Here is a 21,429-nt window from a genome sequence, read left to right on the forward strand (position 1 = left end):
AGAAATGAAGTGAAACTTACTCAGAATAGAGTGCCCCACTGGGGAAATGACTCAAAAACCAGGTTACCGCCAGTAAATCTGCGCTGCCGCCGGGGCTAAGATGACGCGAGATAAGTTCATCATCCAGCGCCTGCATTGCTTCAATGCCACCATTAACCAGCACACCGCCCTGCCATAATATTTTTTGCGCCTGCTGCTGTACGTAATAAAGGCCCTCTAACCCGCCGCGAGAGACTAAGTTGGTGTCATCATTCCAGGCCATCAAATGCAGAAGCGTTTGCATTAAGGACAGGTTGGTGTCGCAGTGCTCTTGTAACACTCTATTGTAAACGGGCAGCGCCTGGGTTCTGACAGTGCGAAACCCGCTTTCCGCTTCGCCGCGCGCGCCCGATAACCCAAAGCGTAGAAAATGCGCCTCTCCTGTCGTCGGCTTCCTGCCTTTACCAGAGGAAAGCTCACGGGCGACAATATTTCGGCACAAACGCGCGACCTGATCGCAAATACGGTTTTGCTCCAGCGCTTCTTGCCTTGCCACAATACGCCCAATCGCCGCACTGAGCAGGCTAAAGGCAAAGATTGCGCCACGATGGGTATTCACCCCGCCCGTCGCCTGTAGCATGTCGTTTTCACAGGCCATCCCCAGCGGTCGCAACATCACCAGCACGTTTTCCGCCTCCAGTTGTGCCGTGCTGTTGCCCATAATGAAAAACTTTTCCATCCAGGGCGCAATGGCTGCGGTACTGCGCTCGAACGCCGCCAAATCCATATCTTGATGCGCGCCTGAATTACGAATATCCACCAGCCCCGGTTTCGGCGTTAAACGGACTTCAGTTAACAACGCCCGTTCCACCAGCCTGATGATGTCCCCACCCTGCGGCGACAGGTTGTCTACCCGATGCCGTTCAGTCACAGTGCTCACGCTCATAGCTTTCAATCCTTCGTGCAATTTCATCCAGCAGGAGGTCGAGCGTATGCTGTCGCCCCCGAGCGCAGACATGGGCTTCCTGCTGGCAAACCAGACAACATCGGGCAGGAAACCCCAGTTCACGGCGAGAGAGCGACTGTCCATCGCTCTGCACAATATCAATATCCCAGAGCCGCCCCAGCGCGTGGTGCGTCTCCAGCATCAACATCTGCCGTTTCAGTTCCTTCGCAGGAGCGCAGACGGCTGCCATCCATTCCGGGCCACTACGTTCATCAACGCGTTTTTCCCAGACAATCACCCATTCCCTCTGCTGGCAAAGCGCCGTGATTTCGCCCACTGCGTAGTCCACAACCCGCCGCCATACTGGCGAATTCTTTACCGCGCCAGGGGCAACCAGTGAGAAAGAGATAAGCGGTAGCCGATAGCAATCGATCGCCTGACGCTGCCTGCTCGCGCGTTTTTCACGCGCAAGCAGTACCTCTTCAAGCGTCGCTGGCTGGCCGCCGGATAGCAGCGCTGCGCCGTCCATCAACGTTTAACCTGACGAATAACATCAATCACGGAACCATCGCGGTAGCGAACGACGGCAACCACGCGGTCAGTGAAAGCGATCGGTTCAGGCTTGCCGGTGAGCAGTTCAGCCCGCTGCTGGAGCTGCTCGATAGTCATCAATGGCACACCGGCGGCGCGCAGGTTATCAATCAAGTCCTGGCGAGCCGGATTGACGGCAATACCGTGGTCGGTCACTAACACATCGACGCTCGCGCCGGGCGTTACGGTGGTCAGCACCTTTTCCACCACACAGGGAATACGCCCACGAACTAATGGCACGGTAATAATGGTGAGGTCCGCGCCCGCCGCCGTATCGCTGTGGCCGCCGGATGCGCCGCGCAACACGCCATTTGAACCGGTCATGACATTGACGTTGAAATTAACGTCAATCTCCAGCGCACTCAGCATCACCACGTTCAGACGCTCGCAGGCCGCGCCTTTAGAAGCGGGGTTAGCATATTGGTTCGTTGAAATTTCAATATGATGCGGGTTTTGCGCCAAAGAACGGGTCGCATCGCCATCAAAGGATTGAGTGTCCAGCAGTGCCTTGATCAACCCTTTTTCATGCAGATCCACCATCGTTCCGGTGATCCCCCCCAGGCCAAAGCTGGCGGTGATGTGATGGCGACGCATTTTATCTTCCAGGAAGCGCGTCACCGCCAGTGAAGCGCCGCCGGTTCCGGTTTGCAATGAAAAACCGTCGTTAAAATAACCGGAATGTTCAATCACATTGGCCGCCTGACGAGCAATCAGCAGTTCGCGTGGGTTACTGGATAAACGGATCGCCCCGGCGGTTATCTTCGCCGGATCGCCCACCTCATCCACCTGGACAATCAAATCCACGCGATCCTGCGCGATGCTCGCCGGATAGTTCGGGTAGCCCACCCACTCTTCCGTTAGCAGCACCACGCAACGGGCATGTTCGGCATCCACCTGCGCGTAACCCAGCGATCCGCAGCGCGATTTGCCGCTAAAACCGTTGGCATTGCCAAACTCATCACAACACGGAACCCCCAGAAAGGCGACATCAATCTTCAGTTCACCGCTCTGGATAAGCTTCACGCGCCCGCCGTGAGAGTGGATCTGCACTGGGTTTTCCATCAGCCCCGCAGAGATCTCCTCCCCCAGTTTGCCACGCAGGCCGGAGGTGTAAATCTGGCGAATAACGCCGTTTTTAATATGTTCAATCAGCGGCCAGTGGGCATCAATCAATGAGCTGGAGGCCAGTGTCAGTGAGTGAAAACCCATTTCTGCAATCTTCGCCATCACCATGTTGACCACCTTGTCGCCACCCCGAAACGCGTGATGGAAGGAGACGGTCATCCCGCTTTGCAGGCCAGAGCGGCGGATGGCATCTTCCAGAGAGTCACACACTTTGCGCTGGCGTTTCTCTGTCTCGCTGGCAAGCCACGGGCTGTTTGCCGTCACCCCTTCGTAAGGCTGTAACCCTTCCGGCACTACGTATTGCTGATTCAGCATTGTCACTGTCTCTTTCATGGTTCCTTCCTTAATCACGAATACCGGATGCCGATAACGCCACCACTTTGCGCGCGTGGTCGATAATTGGGCCATCAATCATTTTGCCGTTGAGCGATACCACGCCCAGCCCGCGAGACTCGGCTTCTTCAGCCGCTGCGATAACCTCCAGCGCGTGATCAACCTCTTTGTGCGTCGGTGAATAGGCCTGATGCAGTAGCTCAATCTGGCGAGGGTTAACCAACGATTTGCCATTAAATCCAAGCCCTTTCGCTAGCTGCACTTCTTTAAGAAAGCCTTCTTCGTTATCAATTTCCGACCACACCACGTCATAGGCGGCAATTTTCCCTACACGCGCCGCATGTAGCACAGCGCAGCGCGCGTAAAACAGCTCGCTGCCATCGCCACGACACGTCCCCATGTCCATCACGTAATCGAAAGCGGCTAACGCAATAGCCACCATTCGCGGGCTGGACGTGGCAATGTCAACGGCGTTGACCACGCCCATTGCAGATTCAATCGCCGCCATCAGTTTGGTGCTGCCCACTTCGCGCCCGCACTCGCGTTCGATGCGTTCAACCTGCGCTTCCAGCTCCAGCACATCGTTTTTGCTGTCGGTTTTGGGCAGGCGAACAATATCAACGCCCGCGCGAACAACGGCTTCAAGGTCAGCCAGCCCGAACGGCGTATTCAGCGGGTTAATCCGCACCACTTTTTCTACATCCCGATAGAAAGGATGCTGTAACGCGTGATGCACCAACAGACGCGCGGTATCTTTTTCGCGAAGGGAAACGGCATCTTCAAGATCAAACATCACCGCATCAGCGCCATACACAAAGGAGGTGCTTAACATCGCCGCGTTAGCACCGGGGATAAACAGCATACTGCGACGAGGTTTCATAACGCGCTCCATTGAATATCCGTTTGTTCTGCTGCACGCAGCGCTGCCGCCTGAACTCTTGCACGCAAAATGCATTCCAGCGCCCCTTTGTCATCCACGCTGACCTGCGCGTTTTCAACGCCCAGCTTCGCCAACGTTTCTCGCACCACTCGCTCAATCGCAGCGCCAAACTGCTGCTTCACCAGGCTTTCCAGCTCCAGTTGGATCCCAGGCTCAGTCGATGGTCCAATCCTGACCATCGCATCGCTGGATTCCAGCGTGCCTGCCAGGGCATTTTTAATGATTTCCATAGCTTGTATTCCTTGTTAACGGTATTACGTCATGCGGTTTCAGTACGTACAGCCGCCAAACGCTGCAAAAAAGCCAGCGTTCCAGCAGGAACCAGCGCGCTCACGCCCTGCCAGTTGTGCTCGGCGTACAGTTTTCTGACGCGAGAAGCGGAAACCGGCGCGCCGTTTTTCTCCATGCGCGCCAGTTCCACCACTTCAATTGCGGGGCCACTGCCGTTCGGGTCACTCAGAATGTCGTGCATTCGTTGGTTATAAGCGCGGGTCAGCGGGCAGAAAGGTTCGTCGCCGACAAAGCGGTGGGTGATTCCCAGCGCCGGAGCCAGATGCTGGCGGAATAATTGCAGATCGATTTGGCTGTGACAGTCGTCAACGACGCCCTGCTCTTTGAGGAAATAACCCGGGAAAGTGGCGCGAGAAATCAGGTATGAGGAACCAGGATGCAGCGTGATATTGCCGATGCCGCGAATGCCTTGTTCAACCAGCGCCCATCGGTCTACATAACGGAAAAATGAAGCATCTTCTTTCACCACAAACAGATGCAGCCAGTCGCACTGCGCCGCCGCCTGCTCTAATAAATAGCGATGGCCCAGCGTGAAAGGGTTGGCATTCATCACAATCGCGCCGATGTTCTTTCCCGGCTGGCGATACAGCGCCAATTGGCGGCAATAACGCGCCAACCGTTCACTGCTGTTTTCCATCAGCACTGCCAGGCCATCCGCCTGCGCAATGGGCCAAAAACCAGCGCCGGAGAACAGCGCGCTGTTTTCCGGTTTGGTGAATAAAAACAGCTCACTGCGATTGAGTTCATAAGCCAGCGTTAACAGCTCGGTCAAGAGCTTCAGGCTCAGCCCTTCGCCTTGTAACGCTGGCGACACGGCGATGCACTTCAGCACATTCCCGGCGATCGCCCCGCAGCCCACCAGCTCGCCCTGCCATTCAGCACATACAATGACGTCGCAATCCGCTTCAAGAGCAAGCCCCGCCTTTTGCAGGAAAGCCTCCACCGTCTTGCGAGGTAGCGCATCCTGCTGCGGATAAATACGCTTAAATTTCAGATTCATTATTCTGCGTCCATTAGCAAATAACGCCGCATATTTCGCCAGTGTTTATATTGTGGGTCTGATAGAGCAATCACATTTCTCCACCGACTTTTATTTTCTTTATAATTTTTATGTTGTTAATTAACTAGCAAAATAAAAACAATTAAATTAATTAAAAACACGGTAATTCGGTGAAGATAATCACATCTCCGTTTAATGCGAATTTATTAATATGCGTCGGTCTTACCACCCATCGATAGTCAAAATAATTCGAGTTGCTTATAGCCAACATCTGGCAATGCGAAGTATCACGGATATATACACAGGATGATGTTTATGACTAACATAAGCCAGGCTCCGGCAACGGAGAAAAAAGGCGCAAGTAGTCTGCTGGGGTTTAAAATCTTCGGCATGTCGCTACCGCTTTACGCATTCGCGTTAATAACAGTATTACTTTCTCATTTTTATAATGCATTGCCCGATGATTTAGTCGGCGGCCTTGCTATCATGTTCACTATCGGCGCTATTTTCGGTGAAATAGGAAAACGCCTGCCGCTCTTTAATAAATATATTGGCGGTGCGCCGGTAATGATTTTTCTGGTTGCCGCCTATTTTGTTTATGCAGGCATTTTCACGCAGAAAGAGATCGATGCCATCAGCAACGTGATGGATAAAAGCAACTTTCTGAATCTGTTTATTGCGGTGCTGATTACCGGGGCGATCCTTTCGGTAAACCGTAAACTGCTGCTGAAATCATTGCTCGGTTATATTCCAACGATTCTGACAGGGATCGCGGGCGCGGCGATTTTCGGTATTGCGATTGGGCTGTGCTTCGGTATTCCGGTAGACCGCATCATGATGCTTTATGTACTGCCTATCATGGGTGGTGGTAATGGCGCGGGCGCAGTACCGCTGTCTGAAATCTACCATTCCGTTACCGGACGCTCTCGCGAGGAATACTATTCAACGGCTATCGCCATTCTGACTATCGCCAATATCTTCGCCATTATCTTCGCCGCCGTTCTCGATATCATCGGCAAAAAATATACCTGGCTCAGTGGTGAAGGTGAACTGGTACGTAAAGCCTCCTTCAAAACGGAAGATGATGAAAAAGCCGGTCAAATTACCCACCGTGAAACGGCGATTGGCCTAGTGTTATCGACCACCTGTTTCCTTCTGGCTTACGTTATTGCGAAAAAGATCCTGCCAAGCATTGGCGGTGTGTCGATTCACTATTTCGCATGGATGGTACTGATTGTTGCCGCTCTTAACGCCTCCGGCATCTGCTCACCTGAAATCAAAGCAGGCGCAAAACGGTTGTCCGACTTCTTCTCTAAACAACTGCTGTGGGTACTGATGGTTGGCGTTGGCGTGTGCTACACCGACCTGCAAGAAATTATCGACGCCCTGACCTTCGCTAACGTGATTATCTCCGCAGTGATTGTTGTCGGCGCGGTGGTCGGCGCAGCCATCGGCGGCTGGCTGATTGGCTTCTTCCCTATTGAATCCGCCATTACCGCAGGTCTGTGTATGGCAAACCGTGGCGGTTCCGGCGACCTGGAAGTGCTTTCCGCCTGTAACCGCATGAACCTTATCTCCTATGCACAAATCTCCTCCCGTCTGGGCGGCGGTATTGTGCTGGTTATCGCCAGCATCGTGTTCAGCATGATGGTGTAACGCCTTGCACGGCGGTGTTATTGGCAGCAAATGCCAGCGTTAAACGTAGAGGCCCAGGCCGGGGGCAGCTGAAGGGAAATCCACTCTACCTCCTTAGCCGGAAACGCGATGACATTTGCGACCCTTGACACCGCCGTGCCCCAATTATGGATATTGATTGATGACTGATGCCGTACTTCTGCGGGAAGGGCTAACACTGATGTTTCTCGGTATGGGATTCGTGCTGGTGTTCCTGTTCCTGTTAATCCTCGCTATTCGCGGTATGTCTGCCGCCATTGCCCGTTTTTTTCCTGAGCCGCCAGCGGTGCCAGTGCTTCGTTCTCTCCCGCCGGAGGACGATTTCACCCGCTTAAAACCGGTGATTGCCGCCGCCATTCACCATCACCGTCTTACTGCTTAATTCACGGAGGAATCTATGACCGTTGCCATTACCGATGTCGTTTTACGCGACGCCCACCAGTCCCTGTTCGCCACGCGTCTGCGTCTCGACGATATGCTCCCCATTGCTTCTGCGTTAGATGACGTGGGCTATTGGTCCCTTGAATGCTGGGGCGGCGCAACCTTTGATGCCTGTATCCGGTTTCTGGGTGAAGATCCGTGGTTGCGTTTGCGGGAGCTGAAAAAAGCGCTGCCGAAAACCCCGCTGCAAATGCTCTTGCGCGGTCAGAACCTGCTTGGCTATCGCCACTACGCTGATGACGTGGTCGAGCGCTTTGTTGAACGCGCGGTGAAAAATGGCATGGATGTGTTCCGCGTTTTCGATGCCATGAACGACCCGCGCAATATGAAAGCGGCGCTACAGGCGGTGCGTAGCCACGGCGCTCACGCCCAGGGAACGCTCTCCTATACCACCAGCCCGGTGCATACCTTGCAGACCTGGCTGGACTTAACCGAACAACTGCTGGAAACCGGCGTCGACTCTATCGCCATTAAAGATATGTCCGGCATCCTGACCCCGATGGCGGCGTATGAACTGGTCAGCGAAATCAAAAAACGCTACGACGTGCGCCTGCATCTGCACTGCCACGCCACCACTGGGATGGCGGAAATGGCGCTGCTGAAAGCGATTGAAGCAGGGATTGATGGCATCGATACCGCCATCTCGTCGATGAGCGCCACTTATGGACATCCCGCCACCGAAGCGCTGGTGGCTACTCTTGCCGGAACACCGCACGACACAGGCCTGGATATCGGCAAACTGGAAAATATTGCCGCTTACTTCCGCGACGTGCGCAAGAAATACCATGCGTTCGAAGGGCAACTGAAAGGCTATGACAGCCGGATCCTGGTGGCGCAAGTGCCAGGCGGGATGCTGACCAACCTTGAAAGCCAACTGAAACAGCAGCAGGCCGCTCATCGGCTGGATGAGGTGTTGGCCGAAATCCCCCGTGTGCGCGAAGACCTCGGTTTTATTCCGCTGGTGACGCCAACCTCGCAGATTGTTGGCACTCAGGCGGTGCTAAACGTGCTGACCGGCGAGCGCTACAAAACCATCGCCAAAGAGACGGCGGGCATTCTGAAAGGGGAATATGGCCACACGCCCGCTCCGGTCAACAGCGCGCTACAGGCTCGCGTACTGGAAGGCGCACAGCCCGTCACCTGCCGCCCGGCGGATTTACTCAAACCCGAGTTGATGGCGCTGGAAGCCGACATTAAACGCCAGGCGCAAGAGAAAGGCATCACGCTTGCAGACAATGCCATTGACGATGTGCTGACCGTTGCGCTGTTCCCACAGCCAGGGATGAAGTTCCTCGAAAATCGCGGTAACGCTAGCGCTTTCGAACCCGTACCGCAGGTGGCAGTAGCGAAAGCGGAAACAGCGGCCTCCTCCGGCATCTACACCGTGGAAGTCGAAGGCAAAGCCTTTGTGGTGAAAGTCAGCGATGGTGGCGATATCAGCCAGTTAAGCGCCACGACACCGGCAAGCGCACCTGTTCCAGCACCAGCGGGCAACGGTACTCCAGTAACCGCGCCACTGGCGGGCAATATCTGGAAAGTGATTGCCAGCGAAGGCCAAACCGTTGCCGAAGGCGATGTGCTGCTGATTCTGGAAGCCATGAAGATGGAAACCGAAATTCGCGCCGCTCAGGCTGGCACTGTGCGGGGTATCGCGGTGAAAGCCGGTGATGCCGTGACAGTGGGCGACACCCTGATGCAGTTGGCATAACGGAGAGGATCAATGGAAAGTCTGAACGCCCTGATTCAGGGCATGGGGCTGATGCACCTCGGCGCAGGCCAGGCACTGATGTTGTTGGTCAGCCTGCTGCTGCTGTGGCTGGCGATTGCCAAAAAGTTCGAGCCGCTCTTGCTGCTGCCGATTGGTTTTGGCGGCCTGTTGTCAAACATCCCCGAAGCGGGTATGGCGCTGACCGCACTGGAAAGCCTACTGGCGCAGCATGACGCCGGGCAGTTAGCCATCATCGCAGCCAAACTGAACTGCACACCGGACGTTCATGCCATTAAAGAGGCGCTGGCGCTGGCGTTACCGTCAATCCAGAATCAGATGGAAAATCTGGCGGTGGACATGGGCTACACGCCGGGTGTGCTAGCTCTGTTTTATAAAGTGGCCATTGGCTCTGGCGTAGCACCGCTGGTCATCTTTATGGGCGTTGGGGCGATGACCGATTTCGGCCCATTGCTGGCAAACCCGCGAACCCTGCTGCTGGGCGCGGCGGCGCAATTCGGCATTTTCGCCACCGTGTTGGGGGCGTTAACGCTGAACTACTTCGGCTTTATCCACTTCACCCTGCCGCAAGCTGCGGCGATTGGCATTATTGGTGGTGCGGATGGCCCAACGGCGATTTATCTCTCCAGCAAACTGGCTCCAGAACTGTTGGGTGCGATTGCCGTCGCGGCCTATTCCTATATGGCGCTAGTGCCGCTGATTCAGCCGCCGATTATGAGAGCGCTGACCACGGAAAAAGAGCGGAAGATCCGCATGGTACAGTTACGAACCATCAGCAAGCGGGAAAAAATCCTCTTTCCAGTGGTGCTTTTGTTGCTGGTCGCCCTGCTGCTGCCGGATGCCGCGCCGCTGCTGGGGATGTTCTGCTTTGGCAACCTGATGCGCGAAAGTGGCGTCGTCGAACGGCTGAGCGACACGGTGCAGAACGGCTTGATCAATATCGTGACCATCTTTCTTGGGTTGTCTGTCGGCGCGAAACTGGTGGCAGATAAGTTCTTGCAACCGCAGACGCTCGGCATTCTGCTGCTGGGGGTGATTGCATTTGGTATCGGTACGGCGGCAGGCGTGCTGATGGCGAAGCTGATGAACCTGTGCAGTAAAAACAAAATCAACCCACTGATAGGCTCAGCCGGGGTGTCTGCAGTGCCAATGGCTGCGCGTGTATCGAATAAGGTTGGCCTGGAATCGGATGCTCAGAACTTCTTGCTGATGCACGCTATGGGGCCGAACGTCGCGGGTGTCATTGGCTCGGCGATTGCCGCAGGTGTGATGCTCAAATACGTACTGGCGATGTAATTTCCAGCGGGAGAGCGGTACATAATCCTTTAATCAGCATCGGGGTAACAGCCAGGCTGATTAAAGGATGCCGGATATCGCGAGCGACCTCCCGTTTCTTACCCAATTTATTCTGAAAAAAAAGTAAGTATGAACTGGCTCAGAGACTCATCCCGTCGAATACAGGAACATGCCTTATTTAAATTTCTATATTGCATTATGTTTATTCGAAAAATAACACTTTGGTTTTCCAGGCGTTCGTTTCAGAACCGAATTTTTCTGCTGATTTTATTTACTTCAGCGATCGTGATGTTGGCGATGTCGTGGTATATCACCGGCATCACTAAAGAACGCCTGCATTATCAAGTAGGACAACGCGCCCTTATTCAGGCAATGCAAATTTCTGCGATGCCTGAGCTGGTGGAAGCCGTGCAGAACCACTCTTTGCCAAGAGTGAAGGCGCTTATCGACCCTATGCGCTCATTTTCCGACGCCACTTATATCACCGTGGGTGACGCAAAAGGCCAGCGTTTGTATCACGTGAATCCCGACGAGATAGGAAAATATATGGAGGGCGGCGATAGCGATGAGGCACTTTATAACGCGAGAAGCTATGTCTCCGTGCGCAAAGGCTCGCTGGGTTCCTCTCTGCGCGGTAAATCACCGATTCAGGATAGTTCAGGAAAAGTGATTGGTATTGTTTCCGTGGGCTACACCATTGAGCAACTTGAAAACTGGCTCAGTTTGCAAATTGGCTCGTTACTGTTTCCGATGGCAATATTACTCTTACTCCTCTTGTACTGCGCACGACGTTTTTCCCTGCATATTAAAAAACAGATGCTGAATATGGAACCGCAGCAGCTTTCGCAACTGCTTATTCAACAAAGCGTGCTGTTTGAATCCGTCTTTGAAGGGCTAATTGCGATTGATTCTTCCCGCAGGATCACCGCGATTAATCAGACCGCCCGCCGCTGGCTTAACCTGATGCAGCCGGAAAATAGCTTAATCGGCAAGCCCATTACCGATGTGGTATCAACCGGTACGTTTTTTCACGATCACCCTGAAGAGAATAAAAAAGATGAGATTGTCATTTTCAATCAAATAAAAGTGATCGCCAGCCGAATGGCGTTGATCCTGAATAATATTCCGCAAGGCTGGGTGATAAGCTTTCGCAAAAAAGATGATATTAATACTCTCAGCCTTCAGTTAAGCCAAATTCAACAGTATGCCGATAACCTGCGCGCCGTGCAGCACGAGCACCGCAATTTGATCTCCACCATTGCCGGTTTGTTATTTCTAAAACGCTACGATAATGCCCTGGCGCTTATTCAGCAGCAATCGGAAAGCCATCAGAAAGTCCTCGACTTTATTGCCCATAATTTCAACGATAACCATCTTGCCGGGCTACTGATAGGCAAATACTATCGGGCCAAAGAGCTGGGGCTGGAGCTGGAGCTGGTATTCGATCCGGGCTGTTATGTCGATGCGCTACCAGAAACGCTCACGCCGAATGAATGGATCTCTATCGTCGGGAATTTATTAGATAACGCTTATAACGCCACGCTACTCCACCCGCTGGGTTCAGGCCAGATCGAGTGTTTGATCAACAGCGAAGGCGCTGATTTTCTGATTGAAATAGCCGACCAGGGCTGTGGGATCGACCGCGCCATTCGCGATCAAATATTTGAACGTGGCGTGACCAGCAGCAATAACCGTGACCACGGCATCGGTCTGTGGCTGGTGAGAAGCTATATCGAGCACGCTGGCGGAACCATAATTGTCGACGACAACATTCCCTTTGGCACGATTTTTACCCTCTATATTCCCCTGACCAGAGAAGATAATCATGGATAGCATAACGACCCTCATTGTTGAAGACGAGCCGATGCTGGCGGAAATATTGGTCGATACCCTAAAACCGTTTCCCAATTTTAACGTCGTTGGCGTAGCGGATAAACTCGAGAGCGCCAAAAAGATGCTCCGCCTCTATCAGCCACAGTTGATCCTACTCGATAACTTTTTACCTGATGGCAAAGGCATGGATCTGATTCGCCATACCGTGAGTATGAACTATACCGGACGGATCATTTTTATTACCGCTGATAACCATATGGATACCATCAGCGAAGCGTTACGTCTTGGCGTCTTTGATTATCTCATCAAGCCAGTCCACTACCAGCGGCTACAGCACACGCTGGAGCGGTTTGTGCGTTACCGCAATTCTCTGCGATCCAACGAACAAGCCAGCCAAAATCACGTCGATGCCCTTTTCAATATGCAAGCCAAAGAGGACATTTCCCCTCCCGCTTCCTCGATGCGCGGGATCGATGAAAATACCCTCAGCCGCGTACGCCAGATTTTTGACGATCCCACGATTGTACATACTGCCGATAGCCTTGCTCGCCTGCTGGGCAGCAGCAAAACCACCGCCAGACGGTATCTTGAACAAGGGGTTAAAGAGGATTTTCTGGAGGCTGAAATTCACTACGGGAAGGTGGGCCGACCAGAGCGAATCTATCGCGGGACAAGCTAATCCAGATACCGCCCCCGTAAAAGACATGATTCATCCCGCAGGATGAATCATGGGCGAGAGCGCGATATAAATTATGTCGTGGGCGCAAATCCGCAGGATTGGCGGATAACCAGCGCCGGAGGCAGGATGATTCGCTTGGGCGGTTCATCATTTCCCTGAATGCGGCTATAAAGCAGCTCTCCCGCCTTGCGCCCGATCTCTTTTGCCGCCACGGAGACGGTGGTTAATGCTGGCTGCACCAATGCGGCTTCAGAAATATCATCAAACCCCACCAGCGCGAAATCGCGGCCCGGTTCACGCCCCATTTTGCGCAGCGCCTGCATGACGCCTAATGCCACGATATCCTGATAGCAAACGGCGGCTGTAATTTGCGGATAACGGTGTAGCAACTCTTCCGCTACGCGCGCGCCATCGCTTTGGCTGGCCTGAGAGGCGACGATCCACTCTGCGTTGGGCGCAATACCGTTTTCCAGCAGCTTACTGGTAAACCCGCCAATACGCTGAGCGCGAGTCCCGGAACGATCGCTCCCGCCGATAAAAGCAATATGCCGATGCCCCTGCTTTAACAGGTGCGCCGTCGCCATCTGCGTGCCTAAAAAGTTATCAGTGCCAACGAAATCAAAATCCGGATCGCTCATCGGCCTGACCACCATAATCGCCGGAATGTTGCGCCGTTTAAGCCCATCAAAAAAGGACTGCGGGGTTTCTCGCGCCGCGCATAAAACCATGCCGCAGGCGTTATTGCGCATCAGTGAATCGACAAATTTTTGCTGGCGCTCGCCGGATTCCTCGCTGTTCGCTAAAAAGAGCAACAGGTCGTGGCGTTCCATTTCATGGCTCATACCGGCGGTCATTTCGCCATAGAACGGGTTAGTGATGTCGTGTAGCAATAGGCCAACCTGATTGCTGCTGCGATTACGAAGATTAGCCGCAGTCTGGTTATAAACGTAGCCTGTTTCGTCCAACGCTTTTAATACCCGCTCACGGGTCGCCTGCGATATTCGCCCCCGATTGCGCAGTACCATAGATACCGTCGCAGTTGATACGCCCGCGCGTTCTGCAACCTGTGCCAGGGTTATCGTGGTCATCGTCTTCTCCCGTTTTTCTTTAGATTAATCGAATAACCTATTTTTTGCATTAACCCCTGTGAGTCTCTTCACACTCTGCTGCGTGATCGTCGGCATATTGCGAGAAATGGCAGGTTAATCGCGTTAATCACTCTTTCATTAAAAGGTTAATCGATTAATCTTTGTTCAAAGATGAAAGAGGTTTACGATGAACCACACCGTTTACGATAAATACCCTGAAGTGATCATCAGTGGGTTCGATAACGATGCCTGGCAAGGCTGGAAGCCCATTATTGCGGCTGTGCGCCAGCGTTTGTCGCAGCAAAAGAATGCCACATTAACGATCGATTGCGACCCCGGAGTCTGGGGTGGGCAATGGATGAAAAACACATTCGATCTCGATCCCACTGCGCCAAACTACGCATGGTGTTTTGATTGCGTGCCCGAGGAAAACAGCCTATTGCTGCGTTTCGGTCATGTGCGGATCGAGATCCCCTTACAAGATCTGTTCTTACTTCAACCACGAGCCTTGCCTGGCGATCTTCGTGCCGCCGCCAACGATGACGCGCGCTTCGTCAACCCGATCCCGGCGATAAAACATGACCATTTCCTGATCCACGCCGGAATAGCCGTCACGGACAGCAATTCGCCACCATTAAAGACTGGGTAAGAGGATAACCATGATCCATTTTATCGTTGCCACACATGGGCCACTGGCGGGCGCGCTGCTCGAAAGCGGTCGGATGGTGTATGGCGAACTCCCTCATGTGGAAGCCGTGATGCTCACTGAACAAGCGGGTATTGAAGGCTTTAAACAGGGTTTTGCCAACGTACTGAAATCGGCAAGCGAGGGGGCAAGCGGTGTGGTTGTCTTGTGCGATATGCAAAGCGGTACACCGTGGAACGTGGCCTGCCAGCATAGTTTTTCCCCCCTAACGCAACCGCCCGTCGCGGTGCTAGCGGGAGTCAATTTACCCATGCTGCTACAGACCGACGAGGTGTGCCACCTGAAGGACCCTCATGTCGCCGCTCAGCAACTGGCAGCATTAACCCAACCCACGATTACCCAAGCTGTTCTGACGATCGCAGCCCAATCGGACGATTTTTAAGGAGTCAGTTATGAGTATTTCATTTGTTCGCATTGACGATCGTGTCATCCACGGACAGCTCATCACACGTTGGGCCAAAGAGTTGCCCTGTGACGGTATTGTCGCCATTGATGATGCGGTGGCCGCTGATCCACTGCTCTCTTCCGTCATGAAAGGGGCGGTGCAGGATACGAAAGTCTGGCTTTTCGATACGGCCACGGCTATCGAAAAACTGCCGAAGGTGATTGCCAGCGATAAACGCTATTTCATCATTGGCAAATCGCCGTTAACGCTGCAATACATTGAGCAAGCAGGAATTAGCCTGAAGAATGCCAACGGGAAAATTAACGTCGGGCCAATGAGCGCCCGCGCCAACACCACCACGATCGGCCCGAATCAGTCAGTCAATAGCGATGAAGTCGCGGCCTTCAACTGGCTGGCAGAACAGGGCCACCACATCGAATTTCGTCTGGTTCCCGATGCGAGTTTTTATAGCTGGCAGGATGCCCTGAAGAAACTGAAATAAGGAGCGCATGATGATTTTCGAAGCCTCATTCATTGGCATACTCTGTTATCTGGGGGCACTAAGCAGCCCGTGGTTACTTGGCCTGACTGGCGGTTGGTATTTAATTACGCGACCGTTGGTATCGGGTTTATTAGTCGGCCTGATCCTCGGCGATGTGAAAACGGGCATTATCATCGGCGTCGCCGTACAGGCGGTCTATATTGCGATGGTCACGCCCGGCGGCTCGATGCCCGCTGATTTAAACTTTGTGGCTTATCCCGCCATTGCGCTAGGCATTTTGTCTGGTCAAGGGCCGGAGGTTGCTGTTGCGCTGGCAGCCACTATCGGTATCGCAGGGACGATTCTGTTTAATATGATGATGGTGGTGAACTCCTTCTGGAATCACCGGGCAGATACCGCCATCGACAACGATGATGCGCGCGGTATCTATCTCAATAGCGTTATCTTCCCGCAGGCCACCAACTTCGTGTTGCGCTTTGTCCCTACCTTTATCGCCGTTTACTTTGGTTCGCAATACATCAGCGGCTTTATGGAAAGCCTACCGAAAATCATACTCTCAACAATGAATGTGCTGGGGGGGATCCTCCCGGCGGTAGGGATAGCCATTCTGCTGAAACAAATCATCAAAAATTACACCATGTTGATCTACTTCCTGGTGGGCTTTATAGGCATTGTTTTCCTGAAGCTGAACATGGTGGCATTGGTCATTGTCGGCGCACTTCTGGCGCTCATTCATTACAACTACAAACCGGAGACGCCGATTGCATCAGCATCAGCGGCAAAGGTCGATGATGACGAGGATGAATTCTGATGGATGAACGTAAACTCACAAGGGCAGATCTTCGCCGTTGCTGGCGAGCATGGATGATGCACAACCTCTCATCGATGAGCTTTGAACGCCTGGAATCATTTGGTTTTTGCCTGAGTATGCTACCGGTGGCGAAAAAGCTGTATCCAAATACAGCCGACCGTACCGAGATGCTGCGTCGTCATGCTTCTTTTTACAACACAGAGCCTCAGATAGGCGCAATCGTCAACGGCATGGCGTTGGGTCTTGAAGAGAAGAAAGCCAACGGTGAGCCTATTGATGGTGAAACCATTAACACCCTTAAAGTTGGGTTAATGGGGCCGATTGCGGGGATTGGCGATTCCATGATCCCCGGTATGTTGATCCCCATTCTACTCAGTATTGGGATGGCATTAGCAGCTGGCGGCAACATACTCGGGCCACTGTTCTATATCGTCGCCTGGCTGGCGATCATTATTCCTGGCTCTTGGTTCCTGTTTTTAAAAGGCTACCAGATGGGTTCCGGCTCGGTAGAAATGCTGGTCAGCAGTCAATCCACCCGTCTACGGGAAGCGCTCTCTTTACTCGGTGTATTTGTGATGGGCGGCGTCGCAGCCAGTTACGTGAAGCTGGGGTCTGGGTTGGAGTTTGTCACCGCAGATGGGGTGAATATTCATCTTCAACAAATGCTGGATGGGATCTTCCCGCAATTATTGCCACTCATCGTTGTACTGGGTACCTGGTATTTAATGGCAAAACGCAGCGTGTCGCCAGTTAAAGCCATGCTATTACTACTGGCGTTAGCGACCGCAGGCGTTGCAAGTGGTTTTTTCACAGGGTGAAAGCGGTATTTTTATTCTCAAGGGTATTTAAGGATCTCATAGGATAGGCACTTAATGTACTGATGATGCCATCAGTACACACACCAATGGAAATTCAAAACCTGAGGATTTGAGCGTCGCTATTAACAGGGCGCTCTGGGGTAATTTATTTCCTGAATATGGAGATAATTATGAATAATGTTGAGGTTTTTTTAGAAAAGTGGCTTATACCAGCCGGAAATTGGGTTGCCAATAACAGTACGTTAACGATTTTAAAAAATTCAATGATATCATTAATCCCCATTACTATTGGAGGTTCTTGTGCATTAATCATTATGTATTTCCCATTTATCGAAACCGTCGTCCCTATACATGCGCTCACGCTAATAAGACAAGTATTATCACCTATCGTTGACATTAGCCTCGGACTAATATCCGTATATCTAATTATATATATTGCCTATTTTTACGCGATCCAAAACAACACGCCAATACTTTTTACGATTATTATCACCGTAGGTTCATTTTTTATATTAATTCCTTTTCCAATGACTACCAGCACAAACGGCGTTACCGGCATTTCAATCCCAACGCAGTATTTGGGGTCATCAGGGATGTTTGTTGGGATTATATCATCATTTGCATCCTGCAAATTATATCACTGGCTCACAGCAAAGAAATTGGCGATAAGACTCCCCGAAATGGTTCCGCCTAATGTCGCCAACTCATTTATTACATTAATTCCATTGATTCTCACTTTTTTTGCTATGGCCGTTGTTCGTTTTGGTTTTTCATTAACGCCATACGGGAACATGAATGCATTTATTTATGAAGTTCTGCAACTACCGTTGGTAAACATCGGGACGGGCCTCATTCCTACCGCCATCGCCGCTATATTTATTCAGTTATTTTGGTTTATGGGGTTACACGGGCAAAGCCTGGTCAGTGCCATTATGTCCCCGCTATGGCAGGTTGCTTCCACGGCAAACGCTCAGGCCTTTGCGATAGGCGATCCCCTGCCCTATATCGTGACCCAGCAGTTTATGGATGTCTTTATCGCTCCCCAATTCTTTTCTCTGGTTATGGCACTGATCCTGTTTGCCAAAAAAGGCACATCGGGCGCGGAGATCGGCAAAATCGCCGTACCGGCTGGGGTATTTAATATCTCGGAGCCGGTTGCATTTGGTCTGCCCATCGTACTCAACGTATTGACGCTGATCCCCTGGGTTTTAGTGATGGTGGTATTTGTTGTCAGCACTTATACCTTTATGAGCCTGGGCATTGTGCCAAAACCCACAGGCGTACAAATCCCCTGGACTACCCCACCGCTGATATCGGGTTTCCTCGCCACTAACTCCATTATGGGAGCGTTGTTGCAGGCCTTTAATCTGTTTATTGGCGTGTTGATATGGTTACCCTTTATCCGAATTATTAATAAACAAAATATGCAGAAACTCTAATGCGAGATTTCTACCATTAAACAAGGAGTCGATATGTTCTATCAGTTTCCTGACAATTTTTCCTGGGGGAGCGCAATCTGGGCTCAAGGTACTGAAGGTGCCTGGGCGCATGAAGATAAAGCGCTGACCGTCTATGAAAAATATTATCAGCAGCACCCAGAGCGCTTTTATCAGCAGCAAGGCCCCAATGAAACACTAGACTGGTATCACCGCTACCCGATGTACCATGATTATATTTCACAATTAAAGCACGACAGTTTTCGCACATCTATTCTGTGGGCAAGACTGATGCCTGATGGCAAGAATATTAACCCGCAGGCTGCTGACTATTATAAATCCCTGTTTCAGGATTTGAAAAATCGCGGAATTAAGGTTTATGTGGTTCTTTACTGGTTCGACATGCCGGTGCTTTTTGAGGATCGTGGTGGTTTCGGAAATAAAGAGATCATCGATGACTTTGTTACCTATTGCCATACCTGCTTTGCGCTTTTTGACGATCTGGTCGATATCTGGCATATCTATAACGAACCACGCGTCGATGCTGATTTAAAATATTTAGATAACCGCTGCTATCCTAATACTGTCGATTTCCGCTATCACAGCCAGGTTATTTTCAATATGGTATTAGCACATGCCAAAGTCGTTGAATGCTACAGACAAAATCATTTCAGTAAGAAAATCGGTTCAGTTATTGATGTTAGCTATGCCTATCCACGAAGCCAGCAAAGCGAGGATGTCCAGGCCGCGCAGACCTACAGCTTATTGAACTATGAATGTTTTCTTTCCCCGCTCATTCATGGGCATTTCCCGGAAAACTATTTTTCAACGTTAGCGCAGGCCAGCGCAGTACCGGTGATGACTGATGATGATCTGGCGACTATCGCCAATAACACCATTGATGTATTGGGAATAAATTACTACTTCCCAGCCCGCATCAAAGCAAAAGAGGCCGATACCGCCGTAAAAACCAGCCGTTATGATTTTTATGATTTCTACGATATGCCAGGTCGGGTCATGAACACTTCGCGCGGATGGGAAATATTCCCACAGGCGTTGTATGACACGCTCACGATGATTAAAAGCCAGTATCTTAATATCGAATGCTATATCAGTGAAAATGGGATGGGCGTTGAACAAGAGCAGCAATATCGCGGCGACAATGGCGAAATCCAGGATGATTATCGAATTGATTTTCTTACACAACATTTAACATGGGTTCACAAAGCTATCAGTGAAGACGTTAATCTCTGTGGCTATCATTTATGGTCATTTATTGACCTATGGTCACCTAGCAACCAGTTCAAAAATATGTACGGCTTAGTGGAGTTCAACCCTGAAACAAAAGAGACGCGCCTGAAGAAAAGCGCTTATTGGTATCGACAGGTTATTCAGGATAATGGTTTCTCTGCCGATTGATCGACTCAGGTTGCAGGCCACGGCCTGCAACCTTATTCCGGCTCAAATTATGGATGGAAGTTATGCCATAACTCCGCCACTTTATCGGGGCGAGAGATAAACTGGAAACGGGCAGGATCGTCGATAAACTGCTGATAAATCGGAGCGTCGGTAATGTTAAATTCACTGTAGCGCCGAGGGGGAATTACCTGTAAGCGACCCGGCATATAACGCGGGTTATGCTGCCAGACAATCTGTTTCTCCTGTACCAACGGATACCACGCTAGCCCTTTATGCGCGCGCACCGCATCATATTCAAAACCATATTCGCGATCGCACCATGCACCAAACGTTAATGCCTCTCCGGGGCTTGCCGAAATAGTGGCATGGCCCCATCCTGGAGGCACGAGTACTTTATCACCCGGCCCTGCCAGAACAGCAAAGCAGCGACCAGGATTGTCATCAACATACTCCTGCATATAGATAATGGCTTTTCCTTGCCAGATCTCATACAGCTCCGGCGGTGACCAACCACTGTGTAGGCTGATACGGTGGACGTGCCCCTGACTACGTATCGGCTCTTCACCCAACGTTCCCGCAGCATAAGTGACCACGCCAAAGAGCAGCATTCGCTTTTGCAGTTCACGACGATCCTGCATTCGCGCCACATCCATCGCGATCTCATAAACCTGCTCTGGCCCCTGACACTGCGGATCGCGTAACGAAGGGCGTATTTGATCGAGCGAGCGGATCTCAGGCATCGGCCCAGTGACCTCGTCACCATAGCTAAAGCCAAGCGGATCGGAATGAATCGCCATATCCAGGCCAAAATTAGCCATGCTTCACCTCCTTGATGCGTAAACGCCCCTCTTCTTCTTCCACGCGTAAGGCAAAACCGCCGCTCAAAGCCGTGTAGTCATGGCCCGCCGCGCAGGGCCAGACCGCAAATGCACTCAGAATTTCGTGACTCGTGTTGATCAAACGATGAGCCGTAAAGCCAGCAATATTGTGGACAGAGCCAGGAAAAACACGTTCAAGACGCGCCACGCCCTGCTCATTTTGCAACAGCAACAGCCCTTCCCCACGCAGGCCAATATAAACCTCGCCCTGTTCTCGCCGTGCATGAAAATGCCCGCGCGTCATAAAGTATTCGTTACCAACCTTGCCGGGATAAAGATGCGTAACCCCCGTATAAAGCTCGCCTGCCGCCTCGGGTGTGGCAAACATTTCTACGTCATAAACGGATTTTGTCGGATCGAGCGATTGCCAGCTTATCCGATCGAAAAAGACCCCAGCGAGATCCTGAAGGAGGGTGGATTTAGTGAGTCGTGGCGCGCCAGAAAGCGCGCCGCTGCACCATGCGAGGTGCGGCGGCTGAATAATGTAAGAATCCATAATTGTCTCCGGCCCAAGGAGAACAGCCAGAGAACA

At 51.8% G+C, this 21,429-nt stretch carries 20 protein-coding genes and 2 pseudogenes; 13 read left to right on the top strand and 9 right to left on the bottom strand.

Going from position 1 to position 21,429, the window contains the following annotated elements; genetic code table 11:
• Nucleotides 1-16: 16 nt before the first annotated feature.
• Genes citG through citC form a run of 6 tightly spaced genes read right to left on the bottom strand, consistent with a single transcriptional unit; the run spans nt 17 to nt 5,205 of the window.
• Nucleotides 17-925: a triphosphoribosyl-dephospho-CoA synthase CitG gene (gene citG, locus AC6I4B_RS19570; RefSeq protein ID WP_497767547.1), complete on the bottom strand. Its 909-nt coding sequence runs from the start codon at nt 923-925 to the stop codon at nt 17-19.
• A complete protein-coding gene (gene citX / locus AC6I4B_RS19575) occupies nt 903-1,454 on the bottom strand; it encodes a citrate lyase holo-[acyl-carrier protein] synthase (RefSeq protein WP_497767548.1) in 552 nt (183 codons plus the stop codon). Before citX ends, citG begins: the two co-directional genes overlap by 23 nt.
• The gene (gene citF / locus AC6I4B_RS19580; protein ID WP_497767550.1) at nt 1,454-2,974 is read right to left on the bottom strand and encodes a citrate lyase subunit alpha; all 1,521 of its coding nucleotides are present in this window, start codon (nt 2,972-2,974) and stop codon (nt 1,454-1,456) included. Before citF ends, citX begins: the two co-directional genes overlap by 1 nt.
• A 10-nt stretch (nt 2,975-2,984) precedes the next feature.
• Nucleotides 2,985-3,854, bottom strand: coding sequence for a citrate (pro-3S)-lyase subunit beta (gene citE, locus AC6I4B_RS19585; protein WP_497767551.1), 870 nt, complete (start codon nt 3,852-3,854; stop codon nt 2,985-2,987).
• The gene (gene citD, locus AC6I4B_RS19590) at nt 3,851-4,144 is read right to left on the bottom strand and encodes a citrate lyase acyl carrier protein (protein WP_497767553.1); all 294 of its coding nucleotides are present in this window, start codon (nt 4,142-4,144) and stop codon (nt 3,851-3,853) included. The genes citE and citD overlap by 4 nt, the downstream gene beginning before the upstream one ends.
• Nucleotides 4,145-4,173: 29 nt before the next feature.
• Nucleotides 4,174-5,205, bottom strand: a complete 1,032-nt coding sequence (gene citC, locus AC6I4B_RS19595) for a [citrate (pro-3S)-lyase] ligase (RefSeq protein ID WP_497767555.1) — start codon at nt 5,203-5,205, stop codon at nt 4,174-4,176.
• Nucleotides 5,206-5,520: 315 nt separating this feature from the next.
• Between citC and citS the strand changes: the two genes are divergently transcribed.
• From citS to citB, 6 genes are all read left to right on the top strand, one after another.
• Nucleotides 5,521-6,861: a citrate/sodium symporter CitS gene (gene citS / locus AC6I4B_RS19600; protein ID WP_497767556.1), complete on the top strand. Its 1,341-nt coding sequence runs from the start codon at nt 5,521-5,523 to the stop codon at nt 6,859-6,861.
• Nucleotides 6,862-7,021: 160 nt separating this feature from the next.
• Nucleotides 7,022-7,261 (top strand): oxaloacetate decarboxylase subunit gamma, encoded by a 240-nt coding sequence (locus AC6I4B_RS19605; protein WP_497767558.1) that lies wholly within the window; start codon nt 7,022-7,024, stop codon nt 7,259-7,261.
• Nucleotides 7,262-7,276: 15 nt separating this feature from the next.
• Entirely contained in the window at nt 7,277-9,028 is a 1,752-nt protein-coding gene (oadA, locus tag AC6I4B_RS19610; protein WP_497767559.1) for a sodium-extruding oxaloacetate decarboxylase subunit alpha, read from the top strand.
• A gap of 12 nt (nt 9,029-9,040) precedes the next feature.
• Nucleotides 9,041-10,342: an oxalacetate decarboxylase subunit beta gene (locus AC6I4B_RS19615; RefSeq protein ID WP_497767561.1), complete on the top strand. Its 1,302-nt coding sequence runs from the start codon at nt 9,041-9,043 to the stop codon at nt 10,340-10,342.
• A gap of 198 nt (nt 10,343-10,540) precedes the next feature.
• Nucleotides 10,541-12,175, top strand: a complete 1,635-nt coding sequence (gene citA, locus AC6I4B_RS19620; RefSeq protein WP_497767563.1) for a citrate sensor histidine kinase CitA — start codon at nt 10,541-10,543, stop codon at nt 12,173-12,175.
• Complete coding sequence (gene citB, locus AC6I4B_RS19625; RefSeq protein WP_497767564.1) at nt 12,168-12,854, top strand: citrate response regulator transcription factor CitB; 687 nt, start codon at nt 12,168-12,170, stop codon at nt 12,852-12,854. The genes citA and citB overlap by 8 nt, the downstream gene beginning before the upstream one ends.
• A gap of 71 nt (nt 12,855-12,925) precedes the next feature.
• On the opposite strand, the pseudogene AC6I4B_RS19630 reads toward citB, so the two are convergent.
• Nucleotides 12,926-13,951: pseudogene (locus AC6I4B_RS19630) on the bottom strand (LacI family DNA-binding transcriptional regulator); the annotation flags it as partial.
• Between the two features lie 322 nt (nt 13,952-14,273).
• Here AC6I4B_RS19630 and AC6I4B_RS19635 point away from each other — a divergent pair.
• From AC6I4B_RS19635 to AC6I4B_RS19665, 7 genes and pseudogenes are all read left to right on the top strand, one after another.
• A pseudogene (locus tag AC6I4B_RS19635) lies at nt 14,274-14,462 on the top strand (mannose-6-phosphate isomerase); the annotation flags it as partial.
• 139 nt (nt 14,463-14,601) lie between these two features.
• Nucleotides 14,602-15,030, top strand: a complete 429-nt coding sequence (locus tag AC6I4B_RS19640; protein WP_497767566.1) for a PTS sugar transporter subunit IIA — start codon at nt 14,602-14,604, stop codon at nt 15,028-15,030.
• A gap of 10 nt (nt 15,031-15,040) precedes the next feature.
• On the top strand, nt 15,041-15,535 hold the full coding sequence (locus AC6I4B_RS19645) for a PTS sugar transporter subunit IIB (RefSeq protein WP_497767567.1): 495 nt from the start codon (nt 15,041-15,043) through the stop codon (nt 15,533-15,535).
• 10 nt (nt 15,536-15,545) lie between these two features.
• On the top strand, nt 15,546-16,346 hold the full coding sequence (locus tag AC6I4B_RS19650) for a PTS mannose/fructose/sorbose/N-acetylgalactosamine transporter subunit IIC (RefSeq protein WP_497772256.1): 801 nt from the start codon (nt 15,546-15,548) through the stop codon (nt 16,344-16,346).
• A complete protein-coding gene (locus AC6I4B_RS19655; protein ID WP_497767569.1) occupies nt 16,346-17,164 on the top strand; it encodes a PTS system mannose/fructose/sorbose family transporter subunit IID in 819 nt (272 codons plus the stop codon). Before AC6I4B_RS19650 ends, AC6I4B_RS19655 begins: the two co-directional genes overlap by 1 nt.
• 170 nt (nt 17,165-17,334) lie before the next feature.
• Nucleotides 17,335-18,603, top strand: a complete 1,269-nt coding sequence (locus tag AC6I4B_RS19660; protein WP_497767571.1) for a PTS sugar transporter subunit IIC — start codon at nt 17,335-17,337, stop codon at nt 18,601-18,603.
• A gap of 33 nt (nt 18,604-18,636) precedes the next feature.
• The gene (locus AC6I4B_RS19665; protein ID WP_497767573.1) at nt 18,637-20,019 is read left to right on the top strand and encodes a glycoside hydrolase family 1 protein; all 1,383 of its coding nucleotides are present in this window, start codon (nt 18,637-18,639) and stop codon (nt 20,017-20,019) included.
• Nucleotides 20,020-20,066: 47 nt separating this feature from the next.
• On the opposite strand, the gene AC6I4B_RS19670 is transcribed toward AC6I4B_RS19665, so the two are convergent.
• Complete coding sequence (locus AC6I4B_RS19670; RefSeq protein WP_497767574.1) at nt 20,067-20,837, bottom strand: glucose-6-phosphate isomerase family protein; 771 nt, start codon at nt 20,835-20,837, stop codon at nt 20,067-20,069.
• On the bottom strand, nt 20,830-21,393 hold the full coding sequence (locus AC6I4B_RS19675) for a glucose-6-phosphate isomerase family protein (RefSeq protein ID WP_497767576.1): 564 nt from the start codon (nt 21,391-21,393) through the stop codon (nt 20,830-20,832). The genes AC6I4B_RS19670 and AC6I4B_RS19675 overlap by 8 nt, the downstream gene beginning before the upstream one ends.
• Nucleotides 21,394-21,429 lie beyond the last annotated feature (36 nt).

The organism is Kluyvera fluvialis (assembly GCF_059725275.1).

Bases quoted from the DNA above. Each gene is read 5' to 3' on its own strand.
- citG (WP_497767547.1), bottom strand. From the start codon at position 925: ATGAGCGTGAGCACTGTGACTGAACGGCATCGGGTAGACAACCTGTCG.
- citX (WP_497767548.1), bottom strand. From the start codon at position 1,454: ATGGACGGCGCAGCGCTGCTATCCGGCGGCCAGCCAGCGACGCTTGAA.
- citF (WP_497767550.1), bottom strand. From the start codon at position 2,974: ATGAAAGAGACAGTGACAATGCTGAATCAGCAATACGTAGTGCCGGAA.
- citE (WP_497767551.1), bottom strand. From the start codon at position 3,854: ATGAAACCTCGTCGCAGTATGCTGTTTATCCCCGGTGCTAACGCGGCG.
- citD (WP_497767553.1), bottom strand. From the start codon at position 4,144: ATGGAAATCATTAAAAATGCCCTGGCAGGCACGCTGGAATCCAGCGAT.
- citC (WP_497767555.1), bottom strand. From the start codon at position 5,205: ATGAATCTGAAATTTAAGCGTATTTATCCGCAGCAGGATGCGCTACCT.
- citS (WP_497767556.1), top strand. From the start codon at position 5,521: ATGACTAACATAAGCCAGGCTCCGGCAACGGAGAAAAAAGGCGCAAGT.
- AC6I4B_RS19605 (WP_497767558.1), top strand. From the start codon at position 7,022: ATGACTGATGCCGTACTTCTGCGGGAAGGGCTAACACTGATGTTTCTC.
- oadA (WP_497767559.1), top strand. From the start codon at position 7,277: ATGACCGTTGCCATTACCGATGTCGTTTTACGCGACGCCCACCAGTCC.
- AC6I4B_RS19615 (WP_497767561.1), top strand. From the start codon at position 9,041: ATGGAAAGTCTGAACGCCCTGATTCAGGGCATGGGGCTGATGCACCTC.
- citA (WP_497767563.1), top strand. From the start codon at position 10,541: ATGTTTATTCGAAAAATAACACTTTGGTTTTCCAGGCGTTCGTTTCAG.
- citB (WP_497767564.1), top strand. From the start codon at position 12,168: ATGGATAGCATAACGACCCTCATTGTTGAAGACGAGCCGATGCTGGCG.
- AC6I4B_RS19640 (WP_497767566.1), top strand. From the start codon at position 14,602: ATGATCCATTTTATCGTTGCCACACATGGGCCACTGGCGGGCGCGCTG.
- AC6I4B_RS19645 (WP_497767567.1), top strand. From the start codon at position 15,041: ATGAGTATTTCATTTGTTCGCATTGACGATCGTGTCATCCACGGACAG.
- AC6I4B_RS19650 (WP_497772256.1), top strand. From the start codon at position 15,546: ATGATTTTCGAAGCCTCATTCATTGGCATACTCTGTTATCTGGGGGCA.
- AC6I4B_RS19655 (WP_497767569.1), top strand. From the start codon at position 16,346: ATGGATGAACGTAAACTCACAAGGGCAGATCTTCGCCGTTGCTGGCGA.
- AC6I4B_RS19660 (WP_497767571.1), top strand. From the start codon at position 17,335: ATGAATAATGTTGAGGTTTTTTTAGAAAAGTGGCTTATACCAGCCGGA.
- AC6I4B_RS19665 (WP_497767573.1), top strand. From the start codon at position 18,637: ATGTTCTATCAGTTTCCTGACAATTTTTCCTGGGGGAGCGCAATCTGG.
- AC6I4B_RS19670 (WP_497767574.1), bottom strand. From the start codon at position 20,837: ATGGCTAATTTTGGCCTGGATATGGCGATTCATTCCGATCCGCTTGGC.
- AC6I4B_RS19675 (WP_497767576.1), bottom strand. From the start codon at position 21,393: ATGGATTCTTACATTATTCAGCCGCCGCACCTCGCATGGTGCAGCGGC.